Below are 20,626 nucleotides of genomic sequence, written 5' to 3' on the forward strand. Positions count from 1 at the left end.
CCGGTCAAATCCGTGGACAAGAAATCTCACCATATGAGACGGATTCCCGGCGGAACCGGTCCGGTCAGCCCGGCAGCGGAAGCGGCAGATCGCCTGGTAGATCCTGTGCCGCGAGGTTCGTCCGGACCAGCGACTCCACCCGCCCGGCCGCCATCGGACGCGCCACGAGGAAGCCCTGGCCGCGCGGGCAGTCCATCGCGCGCAGCAGCTCCAGCTGCTCCGGCCGCTCGATGCCCTCCGCCACCACGGTCAGCCCCAGGTCGCGGCCCAGCCGGACGATCGTCCGGGTCAGCAGCGACAGCGTCTCGTCCGAGCCGAGCCCCGCCACGAACGACGGGTCGATCTTGATGATGTCCACCGGGAGCTGGCCGAGGTAGGCCAGCGACGCGTACCCGGTGCCGAAGTCGTCGATCGCCAGCCGGACGCCGAGGTCGCGCAGCTCCGACAGCCGCGCCACGTTCTGCCCGCCGTCCTCGACGAGCACCTCCTCGCGGACCTCCAGCGTCAGCGCCTGCGGCGGCAGCCCCGTCTCCTCCAGCGCCGCCGCCACCGACTCCACGAACCGCGGCGCGGCGATCTGCCGGGCGGTGAAGTTCACCGACAGGCCGACGTCCCAGGAGTCGCGGCGCCACCGCGCCACCTCCCGGCACGCCTCCCGCAGCACCCAGTCGCCGAGCGGGATCATCAGCCCGGACTCCTCCGCCGGCCCGATGAACTCCTCCGGCGGCACCGACTCGCTCCCCCGCCACCAGCGCAGCAGCGCCTCCACCCCGGTCACCCGGGACGTCGCGAGGTCCACCACCGGCTGGAACTCCACCGCGAACTGCTCCTCGGCGAGCGCCCGCTGCAGGTCGCTGCCGAGCTCCAGCCGCCGCACCACGTCGGCGTGCATGTGCGGCGCGAACACCTCGACGCGCCCGCCGCCCAGCTCCTTCGCCCGCGCCATCGCCAGGTCGCCGTTGCGGATCAGGTCCGCGGCGGTCCGGCGCAGCCGCCGGCCCGCGTCGCCGCCCCGGTCCGTCGCCGGGCCCGCCGGCGCCTCCTCGTCCCCGGCGAACGCGATCCCGACGCTCGCCGTCAGCACGATCTGCTTGCTGCCCACCTGGTACGGGTCGACCGACAGCACCCGCAGCAGCCGCCCGGCCAGCTCCACCGCCGCGCGGGTCTCCCGGTCGTCGGACGGGAGCTGCACCAGCACCGCGAACTCGTCGCCGCCCCACCGCGCCACCGTGTCGTCGGCCTGCACGTTGGCGCGCAGCCGCCGCGCCGCCTGCGCCAGCACCTGGTCGCCGGCCGCGTGCCCCGCCGAGTCGTTGACGTCGGTGAACCCGTCCATGTCGACGAACACCACCGCGACCCGGCCGCCCGGACGCTGCTGCGCCAGCACCTCCCGGGTCCGCTCCTCGAAGTACGACCGGTTCGGCAGGCCCGTCAGCCCGTCGTGGAAGGTCAGGTGCGCGACCTGCCGCTGCAGCGCCGCCTGTTCGCTCAGGTCGCGGGTGGTGACCAGCAGCCGCCCCGGCGCCTCGCCCGTCCCCGCGTACCGGGAGATCGTCGACTCGGTCGGCAGCCAGGTGCCGTCCGCCGCGCGCACACGGCACGACACCCGCAGCGAACCGGTCGCGCCCGGACGGTCCCCGCCGGCGGCGTCCTCCTCGTCCAGGAACTCGGTGAACGCCTCCTGGACGCGCGGCAGGTCCTCCGGATGGATGATCTCGTGCAGCGGCCGCCCGAGCAGCTCCTCCGGCGTGTAGTGGTAGGTGCGCAGCGCGCCCGCGCTCGCGTACTGCACGGTCGCGTCGAGGTCGCAGATCAGCACCGCGTCGTTGCTGCTCTCCGACAGCGCCCGGAAGTGCTCCTCGCTCGCCTCCACCGCGCGGCGCAGCCGGTCGTTCTCCCGCAGCAGCCCCGCCAGCCGCGCCAGCAGCACCAGCGCCGCCGACCCCGCCACGATCGACACCACCGGCTCCAGCCCGTTGCGGCCGGTCAGCGAGTGCCCCGCGACGAACAGCGAGGCGGCCGCGGCGACCGCCGCCGGCGCCAGCCCCGGGCCGATCATCCGGCCGCGCTCGTCGGGCTCCGGCGCGCCGCCCGCCGGCCGCGCGTCCGCCGGGACGTCGTCGGACGGCCCGTCCGGCTCCGCCGCCGGCGCCGGACCGGTCCACGGCACGAGCAGGAGCAGCAGCAGCCCGGCGAGCCGCAGGATGTCGGACGGGTCGTCGGACGGGCCGCCGCCGTCCAGCCGGACGAACGTCGTCACCACGTCGGCGGTCGCGAACGCCATCAGCGCCCCGAACCCCATCCACGCCAGCCGCCGGCGCCCGCGCGCCGCGCCCAGCGCGAACGGCAGCGCCCCGCACACCAGCACCACGTCGATCAGCGGGTACAGCAGCTCCAGCAGGAACTCCGACGCCGACTCCCCCGACTGGTGGTACAGCGCGCTGAACAGCGCGACCCAGCCGAGCACGAACATCGCGCACGCGCACACGTAGGTGTCGGCCAGGTAGCGCAGCCACATCCCCACGTCGCGCGACAGCCGCACCGGCACGATCAGGCCGGTGACCAGCGCCACCGCCGCCAGCAGGTAGAACAGGTCCGGGACCGACAGGGACAGGGCGCTGCGCGAGACGTGCCCGTCCAGCGCGCTGCCGACCGCGCCCGCGAACCAGCCCGCGGCCGCCACGCCGTACCAGCGCCACGACGCCCGCCAGATCCCGCCGGACGACACCCGCCGGAAGATCCCGACGTCGCCGGCGTCCGCGGCGGCGCCCTTCGGCCGTCCCGCCGACATCAGCAGCGAGACCGCGGCGGCGCCCGCGGCGACCGCCTCCGTCCAGGCGATGAAGGCCGTGCCGCCCCAGCCGAGCAGCGACCCGGCGGCGTACAGCACGCCGACGATCGCGGCCATGGCGACCGGCACCGCCCGCGGCGGCATCCGCCTGGCGTTCTCGCCGCTCATCGCGCCGTGTCCCTTCCTGCCCCGCGGGGAGCTGTCCGTCCCTCGCGGTCGCGGCGGTGCGCCAGAGGGGACTTGGGTCCGGAGACCTCATCCGGTCGCAGAGTTAACGGCCGGAGGGTCGTGGATCGTGCCCCGCGCAGGGTCGGCGCGGGTCGGCGGCGCATCGGGATGCGCCGGCCGGAGATCAGCGACGTTGCTGCACTGCGGGATCACCGTGATGCTCAGAGTACGTTCCGTAGGTCACGGACCGATTGAGGCTGGGCGTCCTCATGGCGACGAACCGCCTCGTCGGCGATCCGTTTGGGACGGCCGAAACGCGATCGTCACCGAATCGGCGCCTTGCCCGGCATCACGCTGAGTGACCGCGTTCGGGGCCTGGAGCGGCCCGTGCGCCCGATGTCCGGCGCCGTCCGCCGTGGGCGCGGAGAGGGACGGTGTGATGCTCGCGACATCGGAGTGCCATGCTGGGGGGCGGGAGGCGTTCTCATGCGCAAGCACCTGATCGTCCTTACCGCGCTGGTCCTCGCGGGCTGCTCGTCGTCCCCGGCGAAGGACACGGGGGGTGCGCGGACCCCGCCGCCGCTGCCGTCCGGCGGCACCGCCGCGCCCGGCGCGCCCCGGGTTCTGGTCACGGGCCTGAAGATCCCCTGGGCCATCTCGTTCCTACCCGGCGGTGACGCGATTGTGACCGAACGTGACTCGGCGCGGCTGCTGCGGGTGACGCCGTCCGGTGCGGTGACGGTGATCGGGACCGTTCCGGGCGTCGACGCGGCGGGCGAGGGCGGGCTGCTCGGCGTCGCCGTCTCCCCCGGCTACGCCCAGGACCACCAGATCTTCCTGTACCACACGTCCTCGGCCGACAACCGCGTCGTGCGCGCCACCTACGACGGGCGGCTCGGCACGCCGCGCCCGATCGTCACCGGCATCCCCAAGGGCGAGATCCACAACGGCGGGCGCCTCGCGTTCGGCCCCGACCGCATGCTGTACATCACCACCGGCGAGACCGGCGAGGGCGGGAAGGCGCAGGACAGGAACTCCCTCGCCGGGAAGATCCTGCGCGTCACGCCCGACGGGAGGCCCGCACCCGGCAACCCGTTCGGCACCCGCGTCTGGACGTACGGCCACCGCAACGTCCAAGGCCTCGCCTGGGACCCGAAGGGCCGCCTCTACGCCACCGAGTTCGGCCAGGACCGCTTCGACGAGATCAACCTCATCCAGAAGGGCCGCGACTACGGCTGGCCCGCCGTCGAGGGCTTCGGGAACCGCAAGGGCTTCACCAACCCGTTGCTGACCTGGAAGACGTCCGAGGCGTCCCCGTCAGGGCTCGCCTACGCGAATGGCTCGCTGTGGGCCGCCGCGCTGCGCGGCGAGCGGCTCTGGCAGATCCCGCTGTCCGCCTCCGGCACGCCCGGCCGCCCCGTCGCCCGGTTCACCGGCGCCTACGGCCGGCTGCGCGCCGCCGTCCGCGCCCCGGACGGCTCGCTCTGGCTCACCACCAGCAACCGCGACGGCCGCGGCACGCCCGCCAGGACCGACGACCGCATCCTCACCGTCCCGCCGAAGTGAGCCGCCTCAGTACTCCAGCTCAGCCCAGTCGATCGTCATGGGGACCGGGTTGCTGATCTCCGGCGGCCCGCCCGCCTCGTCCTTCATCAGCGTGTCCAGGTGCTTGTACAGCATGGTGCTCCGGTCGAGCCGGTAACGCTCGATCGTCGAGACGCCCGAAAAGTCGAGCCGCACCACCCAGTAGTGGGGAATGCCGGCCTTCGCGTACTCGCCGAGCTTGTCCGTGGCATCCCGGGTCTCGGAGCCGGCGGACACGACCTCAACGACGAGAAGCGCGTGCTCCGCCCGCAGACGCTCCTTGTTCTCACGATCCAGGCAACGGTAGAGAATGACATCGGGACGCCGGTTGCACAGCGGAACATCGCTGATCCGTAGATCGACGTCGAGATTGACCTCGAGGCAGTCGTGCCCGCGCCGCATCGCTTCGCGAGCATGGCGCTCGAGCAGGTTGGCCAGCCGCCGACCTGCCGTCTGGTGCTCACGCGTCGGCGACTCGCAGAAGACGACGTAGCCGTCCACCACCTCGATCATCTTCGAGATGTCCTCGGGAAGTGCCTCGTACTCCTCCGCCGTCATCTGCTCGGGCTGGCGAGTGATGCTCAGCAGCCAGTAGTCGTCCGGCAGTGCCGTCATAGGACATCTCCTGAGATCGCGCCTGGGCTCGACGTGCCCAGCCTACGGCCCGGAAGTGACAGCGGGAGCAGCGTTCCGCGGTCGCGTCACTACTTTTCGTAGCACCGCTGGAAATGCCAGATGAGCATGGTGGGGACGGCGGCGTTCGCGGCGGCGGCCGCTTCGGGGATCATGGCGGCCAGGGACCAGGGCCACGTGTCCCATGGGCCCGGCCCCGTCGCCTTGGGCGGGGCGTCCTGGGCGGGCGGGACGGGCTCCTCGCAGCGGCGCGGCAGGAATCCGTGCGGCAGCGCGGCGCGCAGGTAGTCGCCCACGGAGTGGCGGTGCGAGACGATCCGCCCCGGCCTGCCCGCGGCGTCGCGCACCGACGGCACGGAGCCGCGCAGCACCCGCTCCGGATGGACGTCGGAGATCACCAGGTGCCCGCCTGGCCGCAGCACCCGGGCGAACTCCGCGAGGACCGGCCCGAGGGCCGGAACGTGCGTCAACGCCAGCGCGCAGAGGACGAGGTCCATGGACCCATCGGCCACCGGCAGGCGGGACAGGTCGCCCGTCCGGAACTCCGCGTCCGGCACCCGGGACCTCGCCCGGTCGATCATGTCGGGCGAGCCGTCGACGCCGACCACCCGGTGGCCGCGCTCGGCGAGGACCGCCGAGAAACGTCCCGTCCCGCACGCGGCGTCCAGTGCGTCGCCCGTGGGGAGCGTGTCGAGGATCTCCGCGACGATCGGTTCGTCGATGGCGAACGCGCCGTTCGGCTCGTCGTCGTAGGTGCGTGCCCAGGCGCGGTAACCCGGCACCGGGTCGACGCGCTCCGTGTGGACGGCGGCAGCGGCCAGCGACGGGTCGTCCAGCAGCGCGCGCACCTCGGCGATCCGGGCGTCGACGAACTCCCGGTCGTGCTCCCCGGCGAAGGCGCGCAGCAGCGCGACGCCTTCGAGGCCGAGCAGGTACGCCAGCGGATGCTCGTAGATCACCCGCGCGAAGCTAACAAGCCTGCGCCCCGGCGGCGACCGGATTTCCGCCGCCCCGCGAGCGTGCCCGCGAGGCGGCGGGAACCGTCAGGACGCGCCGAGCTTCTCGAGGATCAGCTCGCGGGCGCGGCCCGCGTCGGCCTGGCCGCGGGTGGCCTTCATCACCGCGCCGACGAGGGCGCCGGCGGCGGCGACCTTGCCGGACCGGACCTTGTCGGCCACGGCGGCGTTGTCCGCGATCACCTGGTCGATGATCGAGGCGAGCTCGCCCTCGTCGCTGACGACCTTCAGGCCGCGCGCCGCGACGACCTCGTCCGGACCGCCCTCACCGGCGAGGACGCCCTCGAACACCTGCCGGGCCAGCTTGTCGTTCAGCTCCCCGGCGGACACCATCGCCTGGATCCGCGCGACCTGCTCCGGCGTGATCGGCAGCTCGGCCAGCTCCACGCCCTGCTCGGTCGCGCGCCGCGACAGCTCGTTCATCCACCACTTGCGGGCCGCGCCGGCGTCCGCGCCCGCCGCGATCGTCGCCTCGATCAGGTCGACGGCGCCCGCGTTGACGACGTCCCGCAGCTCCAGGTCCGACAGGCCCCACTCCTGCTGGACGCGGCGGCGCCGCGCGGCGGGCAGCTCCGGCAGCGACGCCCGCAGCTCCTCCACCCACTCCCGGGACGGCGCCATCGGCACCAGGTCGGGCTCGGGGAAGTAGCGGTAGTCCTGCGCCTCCTCCTTGCTGCGCCCGCTCGTGCTGCGGCCGGTGTCCTCGTGGAAGTGCCGGGTCTCCTGGATCACCCGCCCGCCCGCGTCCAGCACGCCGCCCTGCCGCTCGATCTCCGACCGGACGGCGCGCTCCACCGAGCGCAGCGAGTTGACGTTCTTGGTCTCGGTGCGGGTGCCCCACTCCGACGCGCCGCGCGGCATCAGCGACACGTTCACGTCGCAGCGCATGGAGCCCTCCTCCATGCGGACGTCCGAAACCCCGAGCGAGCGGACCAGCTCGCGCAGCTCCGTCGCGTACGCGCGGGCCACCAGCGGAGCCTTGTCGCCCGTCGCGGCGATCGGCTTCGTGACGATCTCCACCAGCGGGATGCCGGCCCGGTTGTAGTCCACCAGCGAGTGGTCGGCGCCGTGGATGCGGCCGGTGCTGCCGCCGACGTGCAGCGACTTGCCGGTGTCCTCCTCCATGTGGACGCGCTCGATCTCGATCCGGTACGTCTCGCCGTCCACCTCGACGTCCAGGTGCCCGTCGACGCACAGCGGCTCGTCGTACTGCGAGATCTGGAAGTCCTTCGGCATGTCCGGATAGAAGTAGTTCTTCCGGGCGAACCGGCACCACTCCACGATCGTGCAGTTCAGCGCCAGGCCGATCTTGATGATGCCCTCGATCGCGGCGTGGTTGGTCACCGGCAGCGACCCGGGCAGCCCCAGGCAGACCGGGCAGACCTGGGTGTTCGGGTCCGCGCCGAACGTCGTCGGGCAGCCGCAGAACATCTTCGACGCGGTGCCGAGCTCGATGTGCGTCTCCAGGCCGAGGACGGGCTCGTACTTCGCGAGCGCCTCGTCGTACGGCATGAGTGTCGGGGTGCTCACTTCGCCTCCGCCAGTTCGGGGGCCTTGGCCAGCAGCGGGCCGCCCCAGCGCTCTTCCAGGGCCCGCTCGACGGCGGCGCCCACCCGGTAGACGCGGTCGTCGCCGAGGACGGGCGCCATGACCTGCAGGCCGACCGGCAGGCCGTCCGCGAGGCCGCACGGCACCGAGATCGCGGCGTTGCCGGTGAGGTTCGCCGGGATCGTGCACAGGTCGGCCAGGTACATCGCCATCGGGTCGTCCGCGCGCTCCCCGATCGGGAACGCGGTGGTCGGCGTGGTCGGCGAGACCAGCACGTCCACCTGCTCGAACGCCGCGTCGAAGTCCCGCTTGACCAGCGTGCGGACCTGCTGCGCCTTGCCGTAGTAGGCGTCGTAGTAGCCCGACGACAGCGCGTACGTGCCGAGCATGATCCGCCGCTTCACCTCGGGCCCGAAGCCCTCCGCGCGGGTCAGCGCCATGACCTCCTCGGCGCTGCGGGTGCCGTCGTCGCCGACGCGCAGCCCGTACCGCATCGCGTCGAACCGCGCCAGGTTCGACGACGCCTCCGACGGCGCGATCAGGTAGTAGGCGGGCAGCGCGTACGCGAAGTGCGGGCACGACACCTCGACGACCTTCGCGCCGAGCGACTCCAGCAGCTCCACGGCCTCGGCGAACCGCGCCGACACGCCCGGCTCGTAGCCGTCGCCGGCGAACTCCTTGACGACGCCGACCCGCAGGCCGTCCACGTCGCCGCTGCGCGCCGCCTCCACCACGCCCGGGACGGGCCGGTCGATCGAGGTCGAGTCCATGACGTCGTGGCCGCTGAACGCCTCGTGCAGCAGCGCCGCGTCGAGCACGTTGCGGGCGAACGGGCCCGGAGTGTCCAGCGACGACGCGAACGCGATGATCCCGTACCGGGACGAGCCGCCGTAGGTCGGCTTCGTCCCGACGATGCCGGTGACCGCCGCGGGCTGCCGGATCGACCCGCCGGTGTCGGTGCCGGTGGACAGCGGCGCCTCGTACGCCGCGACCGCCGCCGACGACCCGCCCGACGACCCGCCGGGGATGCGCGCCAGGTCCCACGGGTTGCGCGTCGTCTTGAACGCGCTGTTCTCCGTGGACGAGCCCATCGCGAACTCGTCCATGTTCGTCTTGCCGAGGATCACCAGGCCGGCCTCGCGCAGCCGCCTGGTCACCGTCGCGTCGTACGGCGGCCGCCAGCCCTCGAGGATCTTCGACCCCGCCGTGGTCGGCATGTCGGTGGTGGTGAACACGTCCTTGTGGGCGATGGGGACGCCGGCCAGCGGGCCGAGGTCCTCCCCCGCCGCGCGCCGCTCGTCCACCTTCCGCGCCTGCGCCAGCGTGGTCTCCGCGTCGACGTGCAGGAACGCGTCGACCTGCCCGTCCACGGCGGCGATCCGGTCCAGGTGCGCCTGCGCGACCTCGACCGCGGACACCTCCCCGGCGGCCAGCAGCTCGCCGAGCTCCGAGGCCTTCCTGCGGAACAGCTCGCCCATCACGCCTCCTCGTCCAGGATCCTCGGCACGCGGAAGCGCTGCTGCTCGCTGGCCGGGGCGCCGGCGAGGGCCTGCTCCGGCGTGAGGCACGGCCGGACCTCGTCCGGCCGGTACACGTTGGTCAGCGGCAGCGCGTGCGAGGTGGGCGGGATGTCCTCCGCGGCGACCTCCTGCACCCGCGCGACCGCGGAAATGATCTGGTCGAGCTGGGCGGCGAGATGGTCGAGCTCATCGTCGCCGAGCGCCAGCCGGGACAGCCGGGCGAGGTGCGAGACCTCGTCACGGGTGATGGCGGACATGATGAGAAACCGTTCCTGCGATCGATTGGGATACCCGCCATCCTATTGGCCGAGCCCCCGCCGCCCGAACGCTTTACCCCGCGCGCGGGCGGCGCGCCGTTTCAGATCGTGCTGCGGGGAACGCTGTTGACGTCCACCCCGGGACGACGAGAGGAGCCCGCCGTGACCATCGGCGGCAGCATCGCACTGATCATCATCGGCGCGATCCTGGCCTATGCGGTCAACTACCAGTTCAGCGGCATCGACATCCGGCTGGTCGGGGTGATCCTGATGATCGGCGGCCTGATCGGGCTGGTCGTCGGGATCGTCCGGATCGCCTCCGCGCGCCGGACCGTCGAGCGCCGTCCGCCGCCCGCGATCCGCGAAGAGCGCTACTACGAGGACCCCGACTACGAGACCCGCCGCCGGTACTGAGCCCCGGCACTGAGGTCTACGCGGCGGGTTCGGGGGCCCGCTGGACGTTGCGGCGGAGCCAGTCGGTGGCGGTGTCGGCGTCCATCGGGCGGCCGAAGTGCCAGCCCTGCGCGGCGTCGCAGCCCATCTCGCGGAGCATCCGCGCGGTCTGCGGGTCCTCGACGCCCTCGGCGACCGAGCGCAGGCCGAGGGTGCGGACGAGGTCGACGATCGAGCGGACGATCACCGCGTCGTCGGTGGACTCCGCGAGCCGCCCGACGAACGAGGAGTCGATCTTGATCTCCTCGACCGGGAGGCGCTTCAGCCGGACGAGCGAGGAGTAGCCGGTGCCGAAGTCGTCCAGGCTGAGCGGGATGCCGAGCTCGGCGAGCTTCGCGACGGTGTCGGAGGCGTAGGCCGGCTCGTTCATCAGGATCCGCTCGGTGATCTCCAGCTGCAGCGCGGCCGCGGGCAGGCCGCGGGCGAGCAGGCCCTCCTCGATGGTCTCGGTGAGGCCGGTGTCGAGGAGGTCGCGGCCGGAGGCGTTCACCGCCACCTGGACGGCGAGGTCCTCGCGCCACCACGCGGCGGTCTGCGCGAGGGCGGCCTCGACGACGTGGTGGGTGATCGAGCGCATCAGGTACGTCTGCTCGGCGATCGACAGGAACGCCTCCGGCTCGAGGAGGCCCTTGTCGGGGTGGCGCCAGCGCAGCAGCGCCTCCATGCCGACGAGCTGGCCGTCCCGCAGCGACACCTTCGGTTGGTAGAACAGCTCCAGCTCGGAGCGGTCGATGGCGCGGCGCAGGTCGCCGAGCATGGTGAGCCGCTCCGGGGAGTTGCGGTCGTTGGCGGGCGAGTAGACCTCGACGCCGGTACGGCCCTCCTTGGCGTTGTACATCGCGACGTCGGCGCGCTGCAGCAGCAGCTCGAAGTCGGGCGCGTGGTCGGGGAACAGCGCGATGCCGACGCTGGCCTCCAGGTCGAACGACATGCCGTCGAGCCGGACGGGTTCGCCGAGCGCGGCGCGCAGCCGGGCGGCGACCTCGCGGGCGGCGGCCTCGTCCCGGACGGACGGCAGCAGCACCGCGAACTCGTCGCCGCCGAGCCGGGCGACGAGGTCGCCGGGGCGGACGCTGTGGGTGAGCCGGTGCGCGACGAGCTGCAGCAGCCGGTCGCCGGTGGGGTGCCCGAGGGTGTCGTTGACCTCCTTGAACCGGTCGAGGTCGAGGAGGAACAGCCCGGCGCGCTGGTCGCGCTCCTCGGGCGAGGCGCCGCGCCGCGCCGGCCTGATCGCGACCGGCCCGCGTTTCGCCGCGCGCCCGGCCGCGCTGCGCTTCTCGGCGCCGCGGGCCTCGGCGAGGGCCTCCTCGGTCCGGACGATCAGCAGCTTGCGGTTCGGCAGGCCGGTGAGGCCGTCGTGCAGCGCCTGGTGCTCGCGCCGGACGGCGACGGAGGCGTTCAGGTAGACGGCGATGAACGGCAGCAGGATCAGCGGGACGAACAGCGCGGACCGGTCCATCGCGATGACCATCAGCGGGGCGAGGCCGAGCAGCGCCAGGTGCACCAGGACCTGGTAGCCGAGGTCGAAGCGCAGCGCCTTGACCAGCGAGACCCGCTCGTGCAGCGCGACGGCCGAGCCGACGAGGGTGTCGTTGCAGAGGAAGTAGACGGTGCCGGCGAGCGCGATGGCGGGCAGGTCGGCGCCGTCGGGGACCCAGGTGCTGGACGGGGTGGCGAGGTCGCCGGCGAGGGCGAGGACGAGCTGGGCGGCGCCGAGGCTGAGGGTGTACTGGGCGGCGTTGAACGCGATCCGGTGCGGGGTGCGGCCGCGGAAGACGCCGCAGGTGACGACGGCGATCGCCTGGAGCGCGGCGGCGACGGGCAGCCCGGCGTACAGCAGCGCGGCGAACGCGAACGTGGTGGAGGTGGTGGCGCCGTTGGTCTCGGTGGACCCCGGGGTGATGATCGGGCGCAGCTCGCCGAAGACGATGAAGCAGCCGAGGATCCAGAACACCGGGTTGCCGGCGAGCGCGTCGAGGTCGGCGCCGGTCAGCCCGGCGAACGCGGCGGCGCACGCGGCGACGCCGAGCAGGATGACGACGACGAAGTAGATCCACAACGGGGAGCCGCGGCGCGGGGCCGTGTTCCGCGTGTTGTTCGGGTCCTTCATCACATCCTCGGGGGGTTCGGGGGGCCGTCCCCCGGCACCGGGCGCGCCGGACTCCGGGGGACTCCCCCCGGGTGGTGCGTCCGGAGATTCAGGTGGGTCGTGATGTCAGGGAGAGTACGGCCTTTGCTCAACTTCGCGAAACCGATTGCGTACGTTCCGTTATGCCCCTTCCGTACCGGGCCCTCACCTGACGGTAGCTGAAGTGTACCCCTGAGTAACGCGACACTGGTGAGGGGCCGCTTAACCACGGCGGGTCATGCGTCCGCGCGCATAGTTACATTTTTGGCCGCATCTGGCCCATCGGCGAGGAGGACCCGGAAGCCCTCCTCCTCTAGGACCGGTACGCCGAGTTTGACGGCTTTGTCGTACTTCGACCCGGGGCTGTCGCCCACCACCACGAAGCCCGTTTTCTTCGACACCGACCCGGACACCTTCCCGCCGAGCCGCTGCACCGCCTCCGTCGCCGAGTCCCGGCTGAACCCCTCCAGCGACCCGGTGATCACCACCGTGACGCCCTCCAGCGGCCGCGGCCCCGCCGCGCCCTCGTCCTCCATCCGGACGCCCGCCGCCCGCCACTTGTCCACGATCTCGCGGTGCCAGTCGACCTCGAACCAGCGCCTGATCGACGCCGCGATCGTCGGGCCGACGCCGTCCACCGCCGCCAGCTCCTCCTCCGTCGCGTTCGCGATCGCGTCCATCGACCCCATCTCGCGGGCCAGGTCGCGCGCGGCGGACGGCCCGACGTGCCGGATCGACAGCGCCACCAGCACCCGCCACAGCGGCTGCCGCTTGGCCTTCTCCAGCTCCTGGAAGAGGATCTCGACCGTCTTCTTCGGCTCGCCCTCCTTGTTGGCGAAGAACGACACGATCTTGGGCTCGCCGGTCTTCGGGTCGGTCTTCGTCGTCCCGGTCCGCTGGTCGAGGACGTGGCTGCGGATCGGCAGCAGCTGGTCGACCGTCAGGTGGAACAGGTCGCCCTCGTTCCGCACCGGCGGGTCGCTCGGCTCCAGCGGCTGCGTCAGCGCCGTCGCCGCCACGTACCCGAGCGCCTCGATGTCCAGGGCGTTCCGGCTGGCCACGAAGAACAGCCGCTCCCGCAGCTGCCCCGGGCAGTACTGCGCGTTCGGGCAGCGGATGTCGGCGTCGCCCTCCTTCTCGTACGCCAGCTCCGTCCCGCACTCGGGGCACTCGGTGGGCATCTCGAACTCGCGCTCCGAGCCGTCCCGCAGCGCCGTCACCGGCGCGACGATCTCCGGGATCACGTCGCCCGCCTTGCGCAGCACGACCGTGTCGCCGATCAGCACGCCCTTGCGCTTGACCTCGCCCGCGTTGTGCAGCGTCGCCCGCTCGACCGTCGACCCCGCGACCTTGATCGGCTCCATCACGCCGTACGGGGTGACGCGCCCCGTCCGGCCGACGCCGACCTTGATGTCGAGGAGCCTGGTGTTGACCTCCTCCGGCGGGTACTTCCACGCGATCGCCCAGCGCGGCGCGCGGCTCGTCGACCCGAGCCGCCGCTGCAGCGAGAACTGGTCGACCTTCACCACCACGCCGTCGATCTCGTACGCCGGGTCGTGCCGGTTCTCGCCGTAGAAGTCGATGTACTCGCGGACCGCGTCCAGCCCGCCGACGACCTTGTACCGGTCGCTGACCGGCAGCCCCCAGCCGCGCATCAGCTCGTACGCCCCGGACTGGCTCTCCGGCCGCGTGCCGCCCTCCCACGCGCCGAACCCGTGGACGAGCATGCTCAGCGGGCGGTGCGCCGTGACGCGCGGGTCCTTCTGCCGCAGCGACCCCGCCGCCGCGTTGCGCGGGTTGGCGAACGGGTCCTTGCCCGCCTCCACCTGCACCGCGTTGACCTGCTCGAACCCCTCCACCGGCAGGAAGACCTCGCCGCGCACCTCCAGCAGGTCGGGCCAGCCCTCGCCCTCGAGCCGGTCCGGCAGCGCGTCGATCGTGCGGACGTTGTTGGTGACGTCCTCACCCGTCCGCCCGTCGCCGCGGGTCACCCCGCGCACCAGGCGGCCCTTCTCGTACGTCACCGCGATCGCCAGGCCGTCGATCTTCAGCTCGCACAGGTAGCCGGCGACCTCGCCGACCTCCTTGACCACCCGCTCGTCCCACGCCAGCAGCTCGTCCGCGCTCATCGCGTTGTCGAGGCTCTGCATCCGCTCCAGATGCTCGACCGTCGCGAAGTCGGTGGTGATCGGCGCGCCGACCCGCTGCGTCGGCGAGCTCGGCGTGACCAGCTCCGGATGCTCCGCCTCCAGCGCCTGCAGCTCGCGCATCAGCCGGTCGTACTCGGCGTCGGTGACCGTCGGCTGGTCGAGCACGTAGTAGCGGTAGTTGGCCTCGTCGATCCGCTCGCTCAGCTCCAGATGCCGCTGAGCCGCTTCCGTCGGCACGCCCTCGCTGGTGGTCATGCGCCTATTCTCGCCGCTACCACCGACAATATGACCAGCGGCACGCGCCTTACTCTGCGCCTTCGTACAGCATCCGGGCCGTGTCGCGGCAGCGTTTGAGGGCGGCGCGGACGTAGCGGGGCGACGCGCCCGCCATCCCGCACGCCGGCGTGATCACGACCTGCTTCGCCAGCTGCGCGGCCGGGAAGCCGAGCCGCCGCCACAGCTCCTTCACCGGTGCGGCGGTCGCCTGGAGCGACGGCAGCGCGGCGTCCGTCCCGGGCACCGCGCCGAGGAACAGGCCGACGCCCGCGTCGATCGTCTCGCCCACCGCGTCGTCGTCGCGCCGCGGGACGAGGCCGAGGTCGACCGAGATCGCCTTGGCGCCCGCCCCGCGCAGCAGCCCGTACGGGACGTTCCGCGCGCAGCAGTGCACGACCGGGTACGCGTCCGCCGCCTCGATCACCTGCCGCAGCGCGTCCTCGGCGACGGGCGCCTCGACGGCCCGCAGCCGCGAGAACCCGCTGGCCGTCGGGACCGTCCCGGCGAGCGCGGCGGGCAGGCCCGGCTCGTCGAACTGCACGACGACCCGTGCCGCCGGCAGCCGCCGCCGGACGTCCGCGACGTGCGCCGCGACGCCCTCGGCCAGCGACGCGACCAGGTCGCGGACGGCGCCCGGGTCCTTCAGCGCGCGGTCGCCGTGCCGCAGCTCGATCGTCGACGCGAGCGTCCACGGCCCGCACACCTGGATCTTGAACGGGCCGTCGTGGCCGCCCGCGACCTCCTCCAGGACGTCCAGGTCCCGGGCGAGGTGGTCATGGGAGCGCAGCGTGTCGCGGCCCGGCCGGTCGGAGAACCGCCAGCCGGACGGTTCCACCCGCACCGGCAGGTCCACCAGCAGCCCCGCCGTCCGTCCGGTCAGGTCGGCGCCCGGACCGCGCGCGGGCAGCTCCGGCAGGTGCGGCAGCTCGGGCAGCTCCCCCAGCACGATCCGCAGGGCCTCGGCCGGGTCGTCCCCCGGGTACGACCCGACCCCGGTCGCCGTGCCCGCCCGCCACGGGAAGTCGCTCGTCACGGACGGAACCCTACCGGCGGGACGATCAGAGGAGTTCCGCGAGCCGGTCGAGGCGGCGCAGCGTGTCGTCCTCCGGCTCGGTCGGCAGGTTGAACAGGACCTCGTCGACGCCGGCGTCCTTGAGCGCCTCGATCGCCTCGGGCTTCGGCGGGACGGCGAACAGCGTCACCGGGACCCGCCGCCCGGCCCGTTCGCGCAGCTCGGCGATCTGCGCGGCGAGCGCGTCGGTGCCCCGCCCGAAGATCGGCATCCAGCCGTCGCCGAACTCGATCACGCGGTCGAACGTCGTCGGGCCGGACCCGCCGATCAGCACCGGCGGGTGCGGGTCCTGCACCGGCTTCGGGTAGGAGAACACCGGGTCGAAGTCGACGAACTCGCCGTGGAACTCCGCCTCGTCCTTTGTCCACAGCTCCTTCACCGCGAGGACGCGCTCGCGCAGCAGCCGCATCCGGGTCGTCGGGTCGGTGCCGTGGTTGCGCATCTCCTCCCGGTTCCAGCCCGCGCCGACGCCGAGCACGGCCCGCCCGCCGGAGACGAGGTCGAGCGAGGCGACCTCGTTGGCCAGCACGATCGGGTCCCGCTGGACGATCAGCGCGATGCCCGTCCCGACCCGCAGCCGCTCGGTCGCCGCCGCCGCGGCGGTCAGCGTCACGAACGGGTCGAGCGTCCGGTAGTAGTGCCGGGGCAGCTCGGCGCCGCCCGGCCACGGCGTCTCCCGCTTCACCGGGATGTGCGTGTGCTCGGCCACGAACAACGACCCGAACCCCCGCTCCTCCAGCGCCCGCCCCAGCGCGCCCGGCCCGATCCCGTCGTCCGTCACGAAGGTCGAAACCCCGAACTCCACAGCACCCTCCATACAGCTCGTCGGCTTGCGGCGTGTTCGCCGCCATGAGCGCGCCATGGCGACGGCACGCCGCAAGTCAACGCATGATCAGGGGGTGCGCGTCAAGCGGGGACGCGGGCCGTCTCGGCGATCGTCGCCGAGGCGAGGACGCGGTCGCCGTCGTAGAGGACGGCGGCCTGGCCGGTCGCGACGCCGCGCGCCGGTGCGGCCAGGCGGATGCGCAGGCCGTCACCGTCGCGCTCGGCGGTGCAGGCGTGGACCTCGCCGTGCGCGCGCAGCTGGACGTGGCAGGTGAACGGCCCGGCGGGCGGCTCGCTCAGCCACACCGGCCGCTCGCCGACGATCTCGTGGACGTCCAGCTCCTCGCGCGGCCCCACCGTGACGGTGTTGGTGACCGGCGAGATGTCCAGGACGTAGCGGGGCTTGCCGTCCGGCGCGGGGACGCCCAGCCGCAGGCCCTTGCGCTGCCCGATCGTGTACGCGTAGGCGCCGTCGTGCTCGCCGACCCGCGTCCCGTCGGTGTCGACGATCGGGCCGGGCGCCGAGCCGAGCCGCTCGGCGAGGAACCCGCGGGTGTCGCCGTCCGCGATGAAGCAGATGTCGTGGCTGTCGGGCTTGTCGGCCACCTGCAGGCCGCGCCGCTCAGCCTCAAGCCGGATGTCGGCCTTGGTGGTGTCGCCGAGCGGGAACATCGCGTGGGCGAGCTGCTCGGGCGTGCACACCGCCAGCACGTACGACTGGTCCTTGCCCTCGTCGACGCCGCGGCGCAGGACGCCGCCGTCCAGCCGCGCGTAGTGGCCGGTGCAGACCGCGTCGAAGCCGAGCGCCATCGCCCGGTCCAGCAGCGCCGCGAACTTGATCTTCTCGTTGCAGCGCAGGCACGGGTTCGGGGTGCGGCCCGCCGCGTACTCGCTGACGAAGTCCTCCACGACGTCCTGGTGGAAGCGCTCGGCGAGGTCCCACACGTAGAACGGGATGCCGATCACGTCGGCGGCGCGGCGCGCGTCCCGGGAGTCCTCCAGGGTGCAGCAGCCGCGCGCGCCCGTCCGGTACGACTGGGGGTTGCTGGACAGGGCCATGTGGACGCCGGTGACGTCGTGCCCCGCCTCGGTGGCGCGGGCCGCGGCCACCGCGGAGTCGACGCCGCCCGACATGGCGGCGAGTACGCGCAGAGTCATAGTGCCTTCGAGCGTACGCGGCGTCCGAGGGTCGGTCGTTGCCGTTTCCGCGTACGATGAGGCGGGTTATGGGAATCTTCCGCCGCCCGCGCGAGTCCTCCGCCGCGACACCGCCCGCGATCAGCGATTTCTGGGAATGGTGGGCGCAGGCCCGCCCGACGATCGAGGCGTCGCTGGCGGCCTCGGGCGCCGGCTCCGAGGACGCCGGCGGGCCGGCGCCCGGCGAGGGCCTGTCGGCGGAGGCGATCGAGGAGCTGTCCCGGCGCGTCCACCGGATCCACCCCGACCTGCAGTGGGAGATCGGCGGCGCGGACGACCGGACGCCGTCGCTGACGATCACCGGCGGCGGCGACCCGGAGCTGCGCGGGCTGGCCGAGCGCTGGTTCCGCGCCGCCCCGTCCGGCGCGGCGGCCGGCGGCTGGACGTTCCACCCGGCCCGGCGGCCCGACCTGGAGATGCTGTCGCAGGACCTGGTCCTCGGCGACCACGAGTTCGACCTGGAGTACGTGCGGCTCGGCATGCGCGCCGACGCCGACCGGGCCCGGGTGCACATCACCGCCTACCACCCCGACTTCCTGTTCGTGTCCGAGGAGCAGCAGGTGGCGGTGGCCCTGCACGTGCTGGACTGGGCGCTCGGCGAGGACGACGTGGCCCGCTGGATCGGCGAGGTCTCCATCGCGACGGAGGCGCCGATCGACTCGCTGCCGCCGTCGATGCTGTCCGCGGTCGTCGAGCAGATCGCCGAGCCGTTCAGCGAGCCCGCCTGGCTCACCGGCGAGGGCCGCACGCCGCGCGGCCACCCGGCCCGGCTCGGCGCCCGGTTCCCGCTGCACCGGCAGGACTACCCGCTCTGCGACCTGCACGTGGCGATCACCGTCCCGTACGCGAACGCCAACCCCGACCGGCTCCCCGTCGAGCCGTCGGCGGGCGCGCTGCGCGCGTTCGAGAAGAAGCTGGCCAAGCTCGGCGACCGGGCGGTCCTCGCCGTCCGCGAGACGGGGGACGGGCTGCGCGTGTTCCACCTGTACGCCGACCCCGACTCCGGGGTGATCGCGGAGCTGGACCAGCTCGCCGCCGGGTGGAGCGAGGGGAAGGCGAAGGTCGCCTCGACCGCCGACCCCGGCTGGAAGGCCCTGGCGCCCTACCAGCCGTGAGCCGCTAGCCGATCCGGGGCAGCAGCCGGCGGCGGGTCCGGCCGCGCGAGCCGTCCCGGACGGCCTCGACCTTCCGCCAGCGCGCCTCGCAGAACGAGTAGGCGCCGAAGACCAGCAGCCCGGCGGCGACGACGACCAGCAGCCACGGTCCCGCCGGGGTGCCGGCGAACTGGCGCAGCGTCCCGTCGAGCCCCTTGGCCTTGCCGGGGTCGAACGTGATGGCCGCGTAGGCGAGGAAGACGCCGACGCCGCCGAAGACGATCCCGCGGGAGGCGCGGCCGACGACGCCGAGCGTCTTGACGACGCGGCGGGTGTTCGGGCCCATCCGGCCGGTGTTGAGGCGTTCGAGGAACTTGCGCCGGACGGCGCCGGCGACGCTCCCGATCCCCCAGGCGAGGAAGCCGACCCCGACCGCGAGGACGAGCCAGCGCCCGCCGGGGTGCTCCATCGCCCGCGCCGTGTAGGTCTTGGACTGCTCGTTGCTGGAGCTCCCGCCCTGGCCGAGCACGAAGTTCAGGACGGTGACGCAGCCGGCGGAGTAGAACAGGCCCCGGCCGAAGGACGCCAGCCGTTTGGTGGCCTTCCGCCCGTCCGCGACAGGCTGCCCGAAGGCCGCCTCCGCGAAGCGCCAGAGGGCCAGCCCGGCGAATCCCGCGGTGAGCAGCCACAGCATCGCAGTGCCGCCCGGCTTGTCCGCGACCGTCTGCAACGCTCCCTGCTTGTCGGCCTCGTGCCCGCCGTCGCCCAGCCCGATCTGGACGGCGAGCCAGCCGATCAGCAGGTACAGCACGCCCCGCGCCACCAGGCCGGACCGGCAGAAGATGTGGAACGCCGAGTGTCCCGCCACCCGGCGGCCGGCGCGCCGGACGCCGGCTCCGGCGACATTCGTGGTCATGCTCCGTCGTCCTTCCCGTCGCGAACGGCAGAGCTGTGCCCGGTAGCAGAACGGTCAAACTCCGGCAAAACGCAGCTCAGGCGTCGGCGGGCCGGTCGTCCCGCGGTTCGACGGCCTCGACCTTGCGGTACCGGACCTCGCAGAAGGAGTAGAGACCGAAGATCACCAGCCCGAGCGCGATCACGGCGAGGCCCCAGCCGCCGGCGGGCGTGGCGGCGAACTCGCGCAGCACGCCGTCCAGCCCCTCGGCCCGGTCCGGCGCGAAGGAGATCGCCGCGTAGGCCAGGAAGGCCCCGACGGCGCCGCCGATCAGGCCGCGCGCGACGTTGCCGATCGTCCCGAGGGGCTGGACGATCCAGTGCGCGACGGTCCCCATCGCGTCCGTGTCGAGCTCGTCGCGGAAGGCACGCCGCGCCGCGTTGACCAGCGTGACGACGCCCCAGACGACGAAGCCGGCGCCGACGGCGAGCACCGCCCAGCGGCCGCCGGGCTCGGCCATGGCGCGCGCCGACAGGGCCCGCGACTGCTGGTCGCTGGACGCGTGGCCCTGCCCGAAGAGGAAGCCGACCGTCCCGGTGCATCCGACGGCATAGGTGAGCCCGCGGAAGGCGGCCGGCAGCCGCATCCGCTTGCGCCGCCCGTTGGGGAGGGGCCGCCCGTACAGCGCCTCGGCGAACTGCCACAGGGCCAGCCCGGCGAACCCGGCGGCGAGCAGGCAGAGCACCGCCCACCCGCCCGGCCTGTCCGCGACGGTGCGCAGCGCGCCCTGCCGGTCGGCCTCCTCGCCGCCGTGCCCCGTCGCGATCAGCAGGGCCAGCCAGCCGATCAGCAGGTAGAGGACGCCGCGGGCGGCGAGGCCCGCGCGGGACAGGCCGTGGAACCAGGGGTGTCCGGCCGCACGCCGTCCGATCGCACGCGCCGCGTCCTTCGCCGTCATCGCCGCCTTTCGTGAACGGAAACGCTGTCCCCGTTCACGAACCGGTCAAACCCAGGCCGCC

General features: G+C 73.3%; 16 protein-coding genes. 3 read left to right on the top strand and 13 right to left on the bottom strand.

The annotated features are described in order from the left end of the window. Positions 1-64: 64 nt before the first annotated feature. Entirely contained in the window at positions 65-2,959 is a 2,895-nt protein-coding gene (locus tag AB0C78_RS38565) for an EAL domain-containing protein (RefSeq protein ID WP_360758109.1), read from the bottom strand. Between the two features lie 486 nt (positions 2,960-3,445). On the opposite strand from AB0C78_RS38565, the gene AB0C78_RS38570 reads away from it, so the two are divergent. Further along, positions 3,446-4,525 carry a PQQ-dependent sugar dehydrogenase gene (locus AB0C78_RS38570; RefSeq protein ID WP_360758112.1) on the top strand — a complete coding sequence of 360 codons (1,080 nt, stop codon included), beginning with the start codon at positions 3,446-3,448 and terminating at the stop codon, positions 4,523-4,525. Positions 4,526-4,531: 6 nt separating this feature from the next. Here the strand turns inward: AB0C78_RS38570 and AB0C78_RS38575 are convergent, their stop codons facing one another. The 5 genes from AB0C78_RS38575 to gatC all read right to left on the bottom strand — a co-directional run bounded on the left by AB0C78_RS38575 (position 4,532) and on the right by gatC (position 9,517). Continuing rightward, positions 4,532-5,158 (bottom strand): Uma2 family endonuclease, encoded by a 627-nt coding sequence (locus AB0C78_RS38575; RefSeq protein WP_360758114.1) that lies wholly within the window; start codon positions 5,156-5,158, stop codon positions 4,532-4,534. An 89-nt stretch (positions 5,159-5,247) separates the two neighbouring features. Continuing rightward, positions 5,248-6,135, bottom strand: a complete 888-nt coding sequence (locus AB0C78_RS38580; protein WP_360758117.1) for a class I SAM-dependent methyltransferase — start codon at positions 6,133-6,135, stop codon at positions 5,248-5,250. An 84-nt stretch (positions 6,136-6,219) separates the two neighbouring features. Further along, positions 6,220-7,704 (bottom strand): Asp-tRNA(Asn)/Glu-tRNA(Gln) amidotransferase subunit GatB, encoded by a 1,485-nt coding sequence (gene gatB / locus AB0C78_RS38585; RefSeq protein ID WP_360758168.1) that lies wholly within the window; start codon positions 7,702-7,704, stop codon positions 6,220-6,222. 14 nt (positions 7,705-7,718) lie between these two features. Then, positions 7,719-9,218 (bottom strand): Asp-tRNA(Asn)/Glu-tRNA(Gln) amidotransferase subunit GatA, encoded by a 1,500-nt coding sequence (gatA, locus tag AB0C78_RS38590; protein WP_360758120.1) that lies wholly within the window; start codon positions 9,216-9,218, stop codon positions 7,719-7,721. Then, positions 9,218-9,517 carry an Asp-tRNA(Asn)/Glu-tRNA(Gln) amidotransferase subunit GatC gene (gatC, locus tag AB0C78_RS38595; RefSeq protein ID WP_151543432.1) on the bottom strand — a complete coding sequence of 100 codons (300 nt, stop codon included), beginning with the start codon at positions 9,515-9,517 and terminating at the stop codon, positions 9,218-9,220. The genes gatA and gatC overlap by 1 nt, the downstream gene beginning before the upstream one ends. 162 nt (positions 9,518-9,679) lie before the next feature. Here gatC and AB0C78_RS38600 point away from each other — a divergent pair, with 162 nt between their 5' ends. Further along, on the top strand, positions 9,680-9,931 hold the full coding sequence (locus AB0C78_RS38600; RefSeq protein WP_151543433.1) for a DUF6458 family protein: 252 nt from the start codon (positions 9,680-9,682) through the stop codon (positions 9,929-9,931). Between the two features lie 16 nt (positions 9,932-9,947). On the opposite strand, the gene AB0C78_RS38605 is transcribed toward AB0C78_RS38600, so the two are convergent. The 5 genes from AB0C78_RS38605 to mnmA all read right to left on the bottom strand — a co-directional run bounded on the left by AB0C78_RS38605 (position 9,948) and on the right by mnmA (position 17,579). Then, a complete protein-coding gene (locus tag AB0C78_RS38605; protein ID WP_360758123.1) occupies positions 9,948-12,080 on the bottom strand; it encodes an EAL domain-containing protein in 2,133 nt (710 codons plus the stop codon). 254 nt (positions 12,081-12,334) lie between these two features. After that, a complete protein-coding gene (gene ligA / locus AB0C78_RS38610) occupies positions 12,335-14,503 on the bottom strand; it encodes an NAD-dependent DNA ligase LigA (RefSeq protein WP_360758125.1) in 2,169 nt (722 codons plus the stop codon). 49 nt (positions 14,504-14,552) lie between these two features. Beyond that, on the bottom strand, positions 14,553-15,557 hold the full coding sequence (locus tag AB0C78_RS38615) for a methionine synthase (protein ID WP_360758128.1): 1,005 nt from the start codon (positions 15,555-15,557) through the stop codon (positions 14,553-14,555). A 25-nt stretch (positions 15,558-15,582) separates the two neighbouring features. Next, positions 15,583-16,401 (bottom strand): LLM class F420-dependent oxidoreductase, encoded by an 819-nt coding sequence (locus AB0C78_RS38620; RefSeq protein ID WP_360758131.1) that lies wholly within the window; start codon positions 16,399-16,401, stop codon positions 15,583-15,585. Between the two features lie 101 nt (positions 16,402-16,502). Further along, positions 16,503-17,579: a tRNA 2-thiouridine(34) synthase MnmA gene (gene mnmA, locus AB0C78_RS38625; protein ID WP_360758134.1), complete on the bottom strand. Its 1,077-nt coding sequence runs from the start codon at positions 17,577-17,579 to the stop codon at positions 16,503-16,505. Positions 17,580-17,647: 68 nt separating this feature from the next. Here mnmA and AB0C78_RS38630 point away from each other — a divergent pair, with 68 nt between their 5' ends. Beyond that, positions 17,648-18,733 carry a DUF695 domain-containing protein gene (locus AB0C78_RS38630; protein WP_360758137.1) on the top strand — a complete coding sequence of 362 codons (1,086 nt, stop codon included), beginning with the start codon at positions 17,648-17,650 and terminating at the stop codon, positions 18,731-18,733. A 4-nt stretch (positions 18,734-18,737) separates the two neighbouring features. Here AB0C78_RS38630 and AB0C78_RS38635 read toward each other — a convergent pair whose 3' ends face one another. Then, positions 18,738-19,628, bottom strand: a complete 891-nt coding sequence (locus tag AB0C78_RS38635; RefSeq protein WP_360758140.1) for a DUF1206 domain-containing protein — start codon at positions 19,626-19,628, stop codon at positions 18,738-18,740. A gap of 76 nt (positions 19,629-19,704) precedes the next feature. Next, positions 19,705-20,565 (bottom strand): DUF1206 domain-containing protein, encoded by an 861-nt coding sequence (locus tag AB0C78_RS38640; RefSeq protein WP_360758143.1) that lies wholly within the window; start codon positions 20,563-20,565, stop codon positions 19,705-19,707. Between the last annotated feature and the right edge of the window lie 61 nt (positions 20,566-20,626).

The sequence above is a fragment of the Actinomadura sp. NPDC048394 genome, from assembly GCF_040651755.1.
GTDB lineage: Bacteria > Actinomycetota > Actinomycetes > Streptosporangiales > Streptosporangiaceae > Spirillospora > Spirillospora montaniterrae.

What these genes read in the sequence shown, in the direction of transcription:
- AB0C78_RS38575 (WP_360758114.1), bottom strand. Translation starts at nt 5,158, where the DNA reads ATGACGGCACTGCCGGACGACTACTGGCTGCTGAGCATCACTCGCCAG.
- AB0C78_RS38640 (WP_360758143.1), bottom strand. Translation starts at nt 20,565, where the DNA reads ATGACGGCGAAGGACGCGGCGCGTGCGATCGGACGGCGTGCGGCCGGA.
- AB0C78_RS38630 (WP_360758137.1), top strand. Translation starts at nt 17,648, where the DNA reads ATGGGAATCTTCCGCCGCCCGCGCGAGTCCTCCGCCGCGACACCGCCC.
- ligA (WP_360758125.1), bottom strand. Translation starts at nt 14,503, where the DNA reads ATGACCACCAGCGAGGGCGTGCCGACGGAAGCGGCTCAGCGGCATCTG.
- AB0C78_RS38635 (WP_360758140.1), bottom strand. Translation starts at nt 19,628, where the DNA reads ATGACCACGAATGTCGCCGGAGCCGGCGTCCGGCGCGCCGGCCGCCGG.
- gatC (WP_151543432.1), bottom strand. Translation starts at nt 9,517, where the DNA reads ATGTCCGCCATCACCCGTGACGAGGTCTCGCACCTCGCCCGGCTGTCC.
- AB0C78_RS38565 (WP_360758109.1), bottom strand. Translation starts at nt 2,959, where the DNA reads ATGAGCGGCGAGAACGCCAGGCGGATGCCGCCGCGGGCGGTGCCGGTC.
- gatB (WP_360758168.1), bottom strand. Translation starts at nt 7,704, where the DNA reads ATGCCGTACGACGAGGCGCTCGCGAAGTACGAGCCCGTCCTCGGCCTG.
- AB0C78_RS38570 (WP_360758112.1), top strand. Translation starts at nt 3,446, where the DNA reads ATGCGCAAGCACCTGATCGTCCTTACCGCGCTGGTCCTCGCGGGCTGC.
- mnmA (WP_360758134.1), bottom strand. Translation starts at nt 17,579, where the DNA reads ATGACTCTGCGCGTACTCGCCGCCATGTCGGGCGGCGTCGACTCCGCG.
- gatA (WP_360758120.1), bottom strand. Translation starts at nt 9,218, where the DNA reads ATGGGCGAGCTGTTCCGCAGGAAGGCCTCGGAGCTCGGCGAGCTGCTG.
- AB0C78_RS38605 (WP_360758123.1), bottom strand. Translation starts at nt 12,080, where the DNA reads ATGAAGGACCCGAACAACACGCGGAACACGGCCCCGCGCCGCGGCTCC.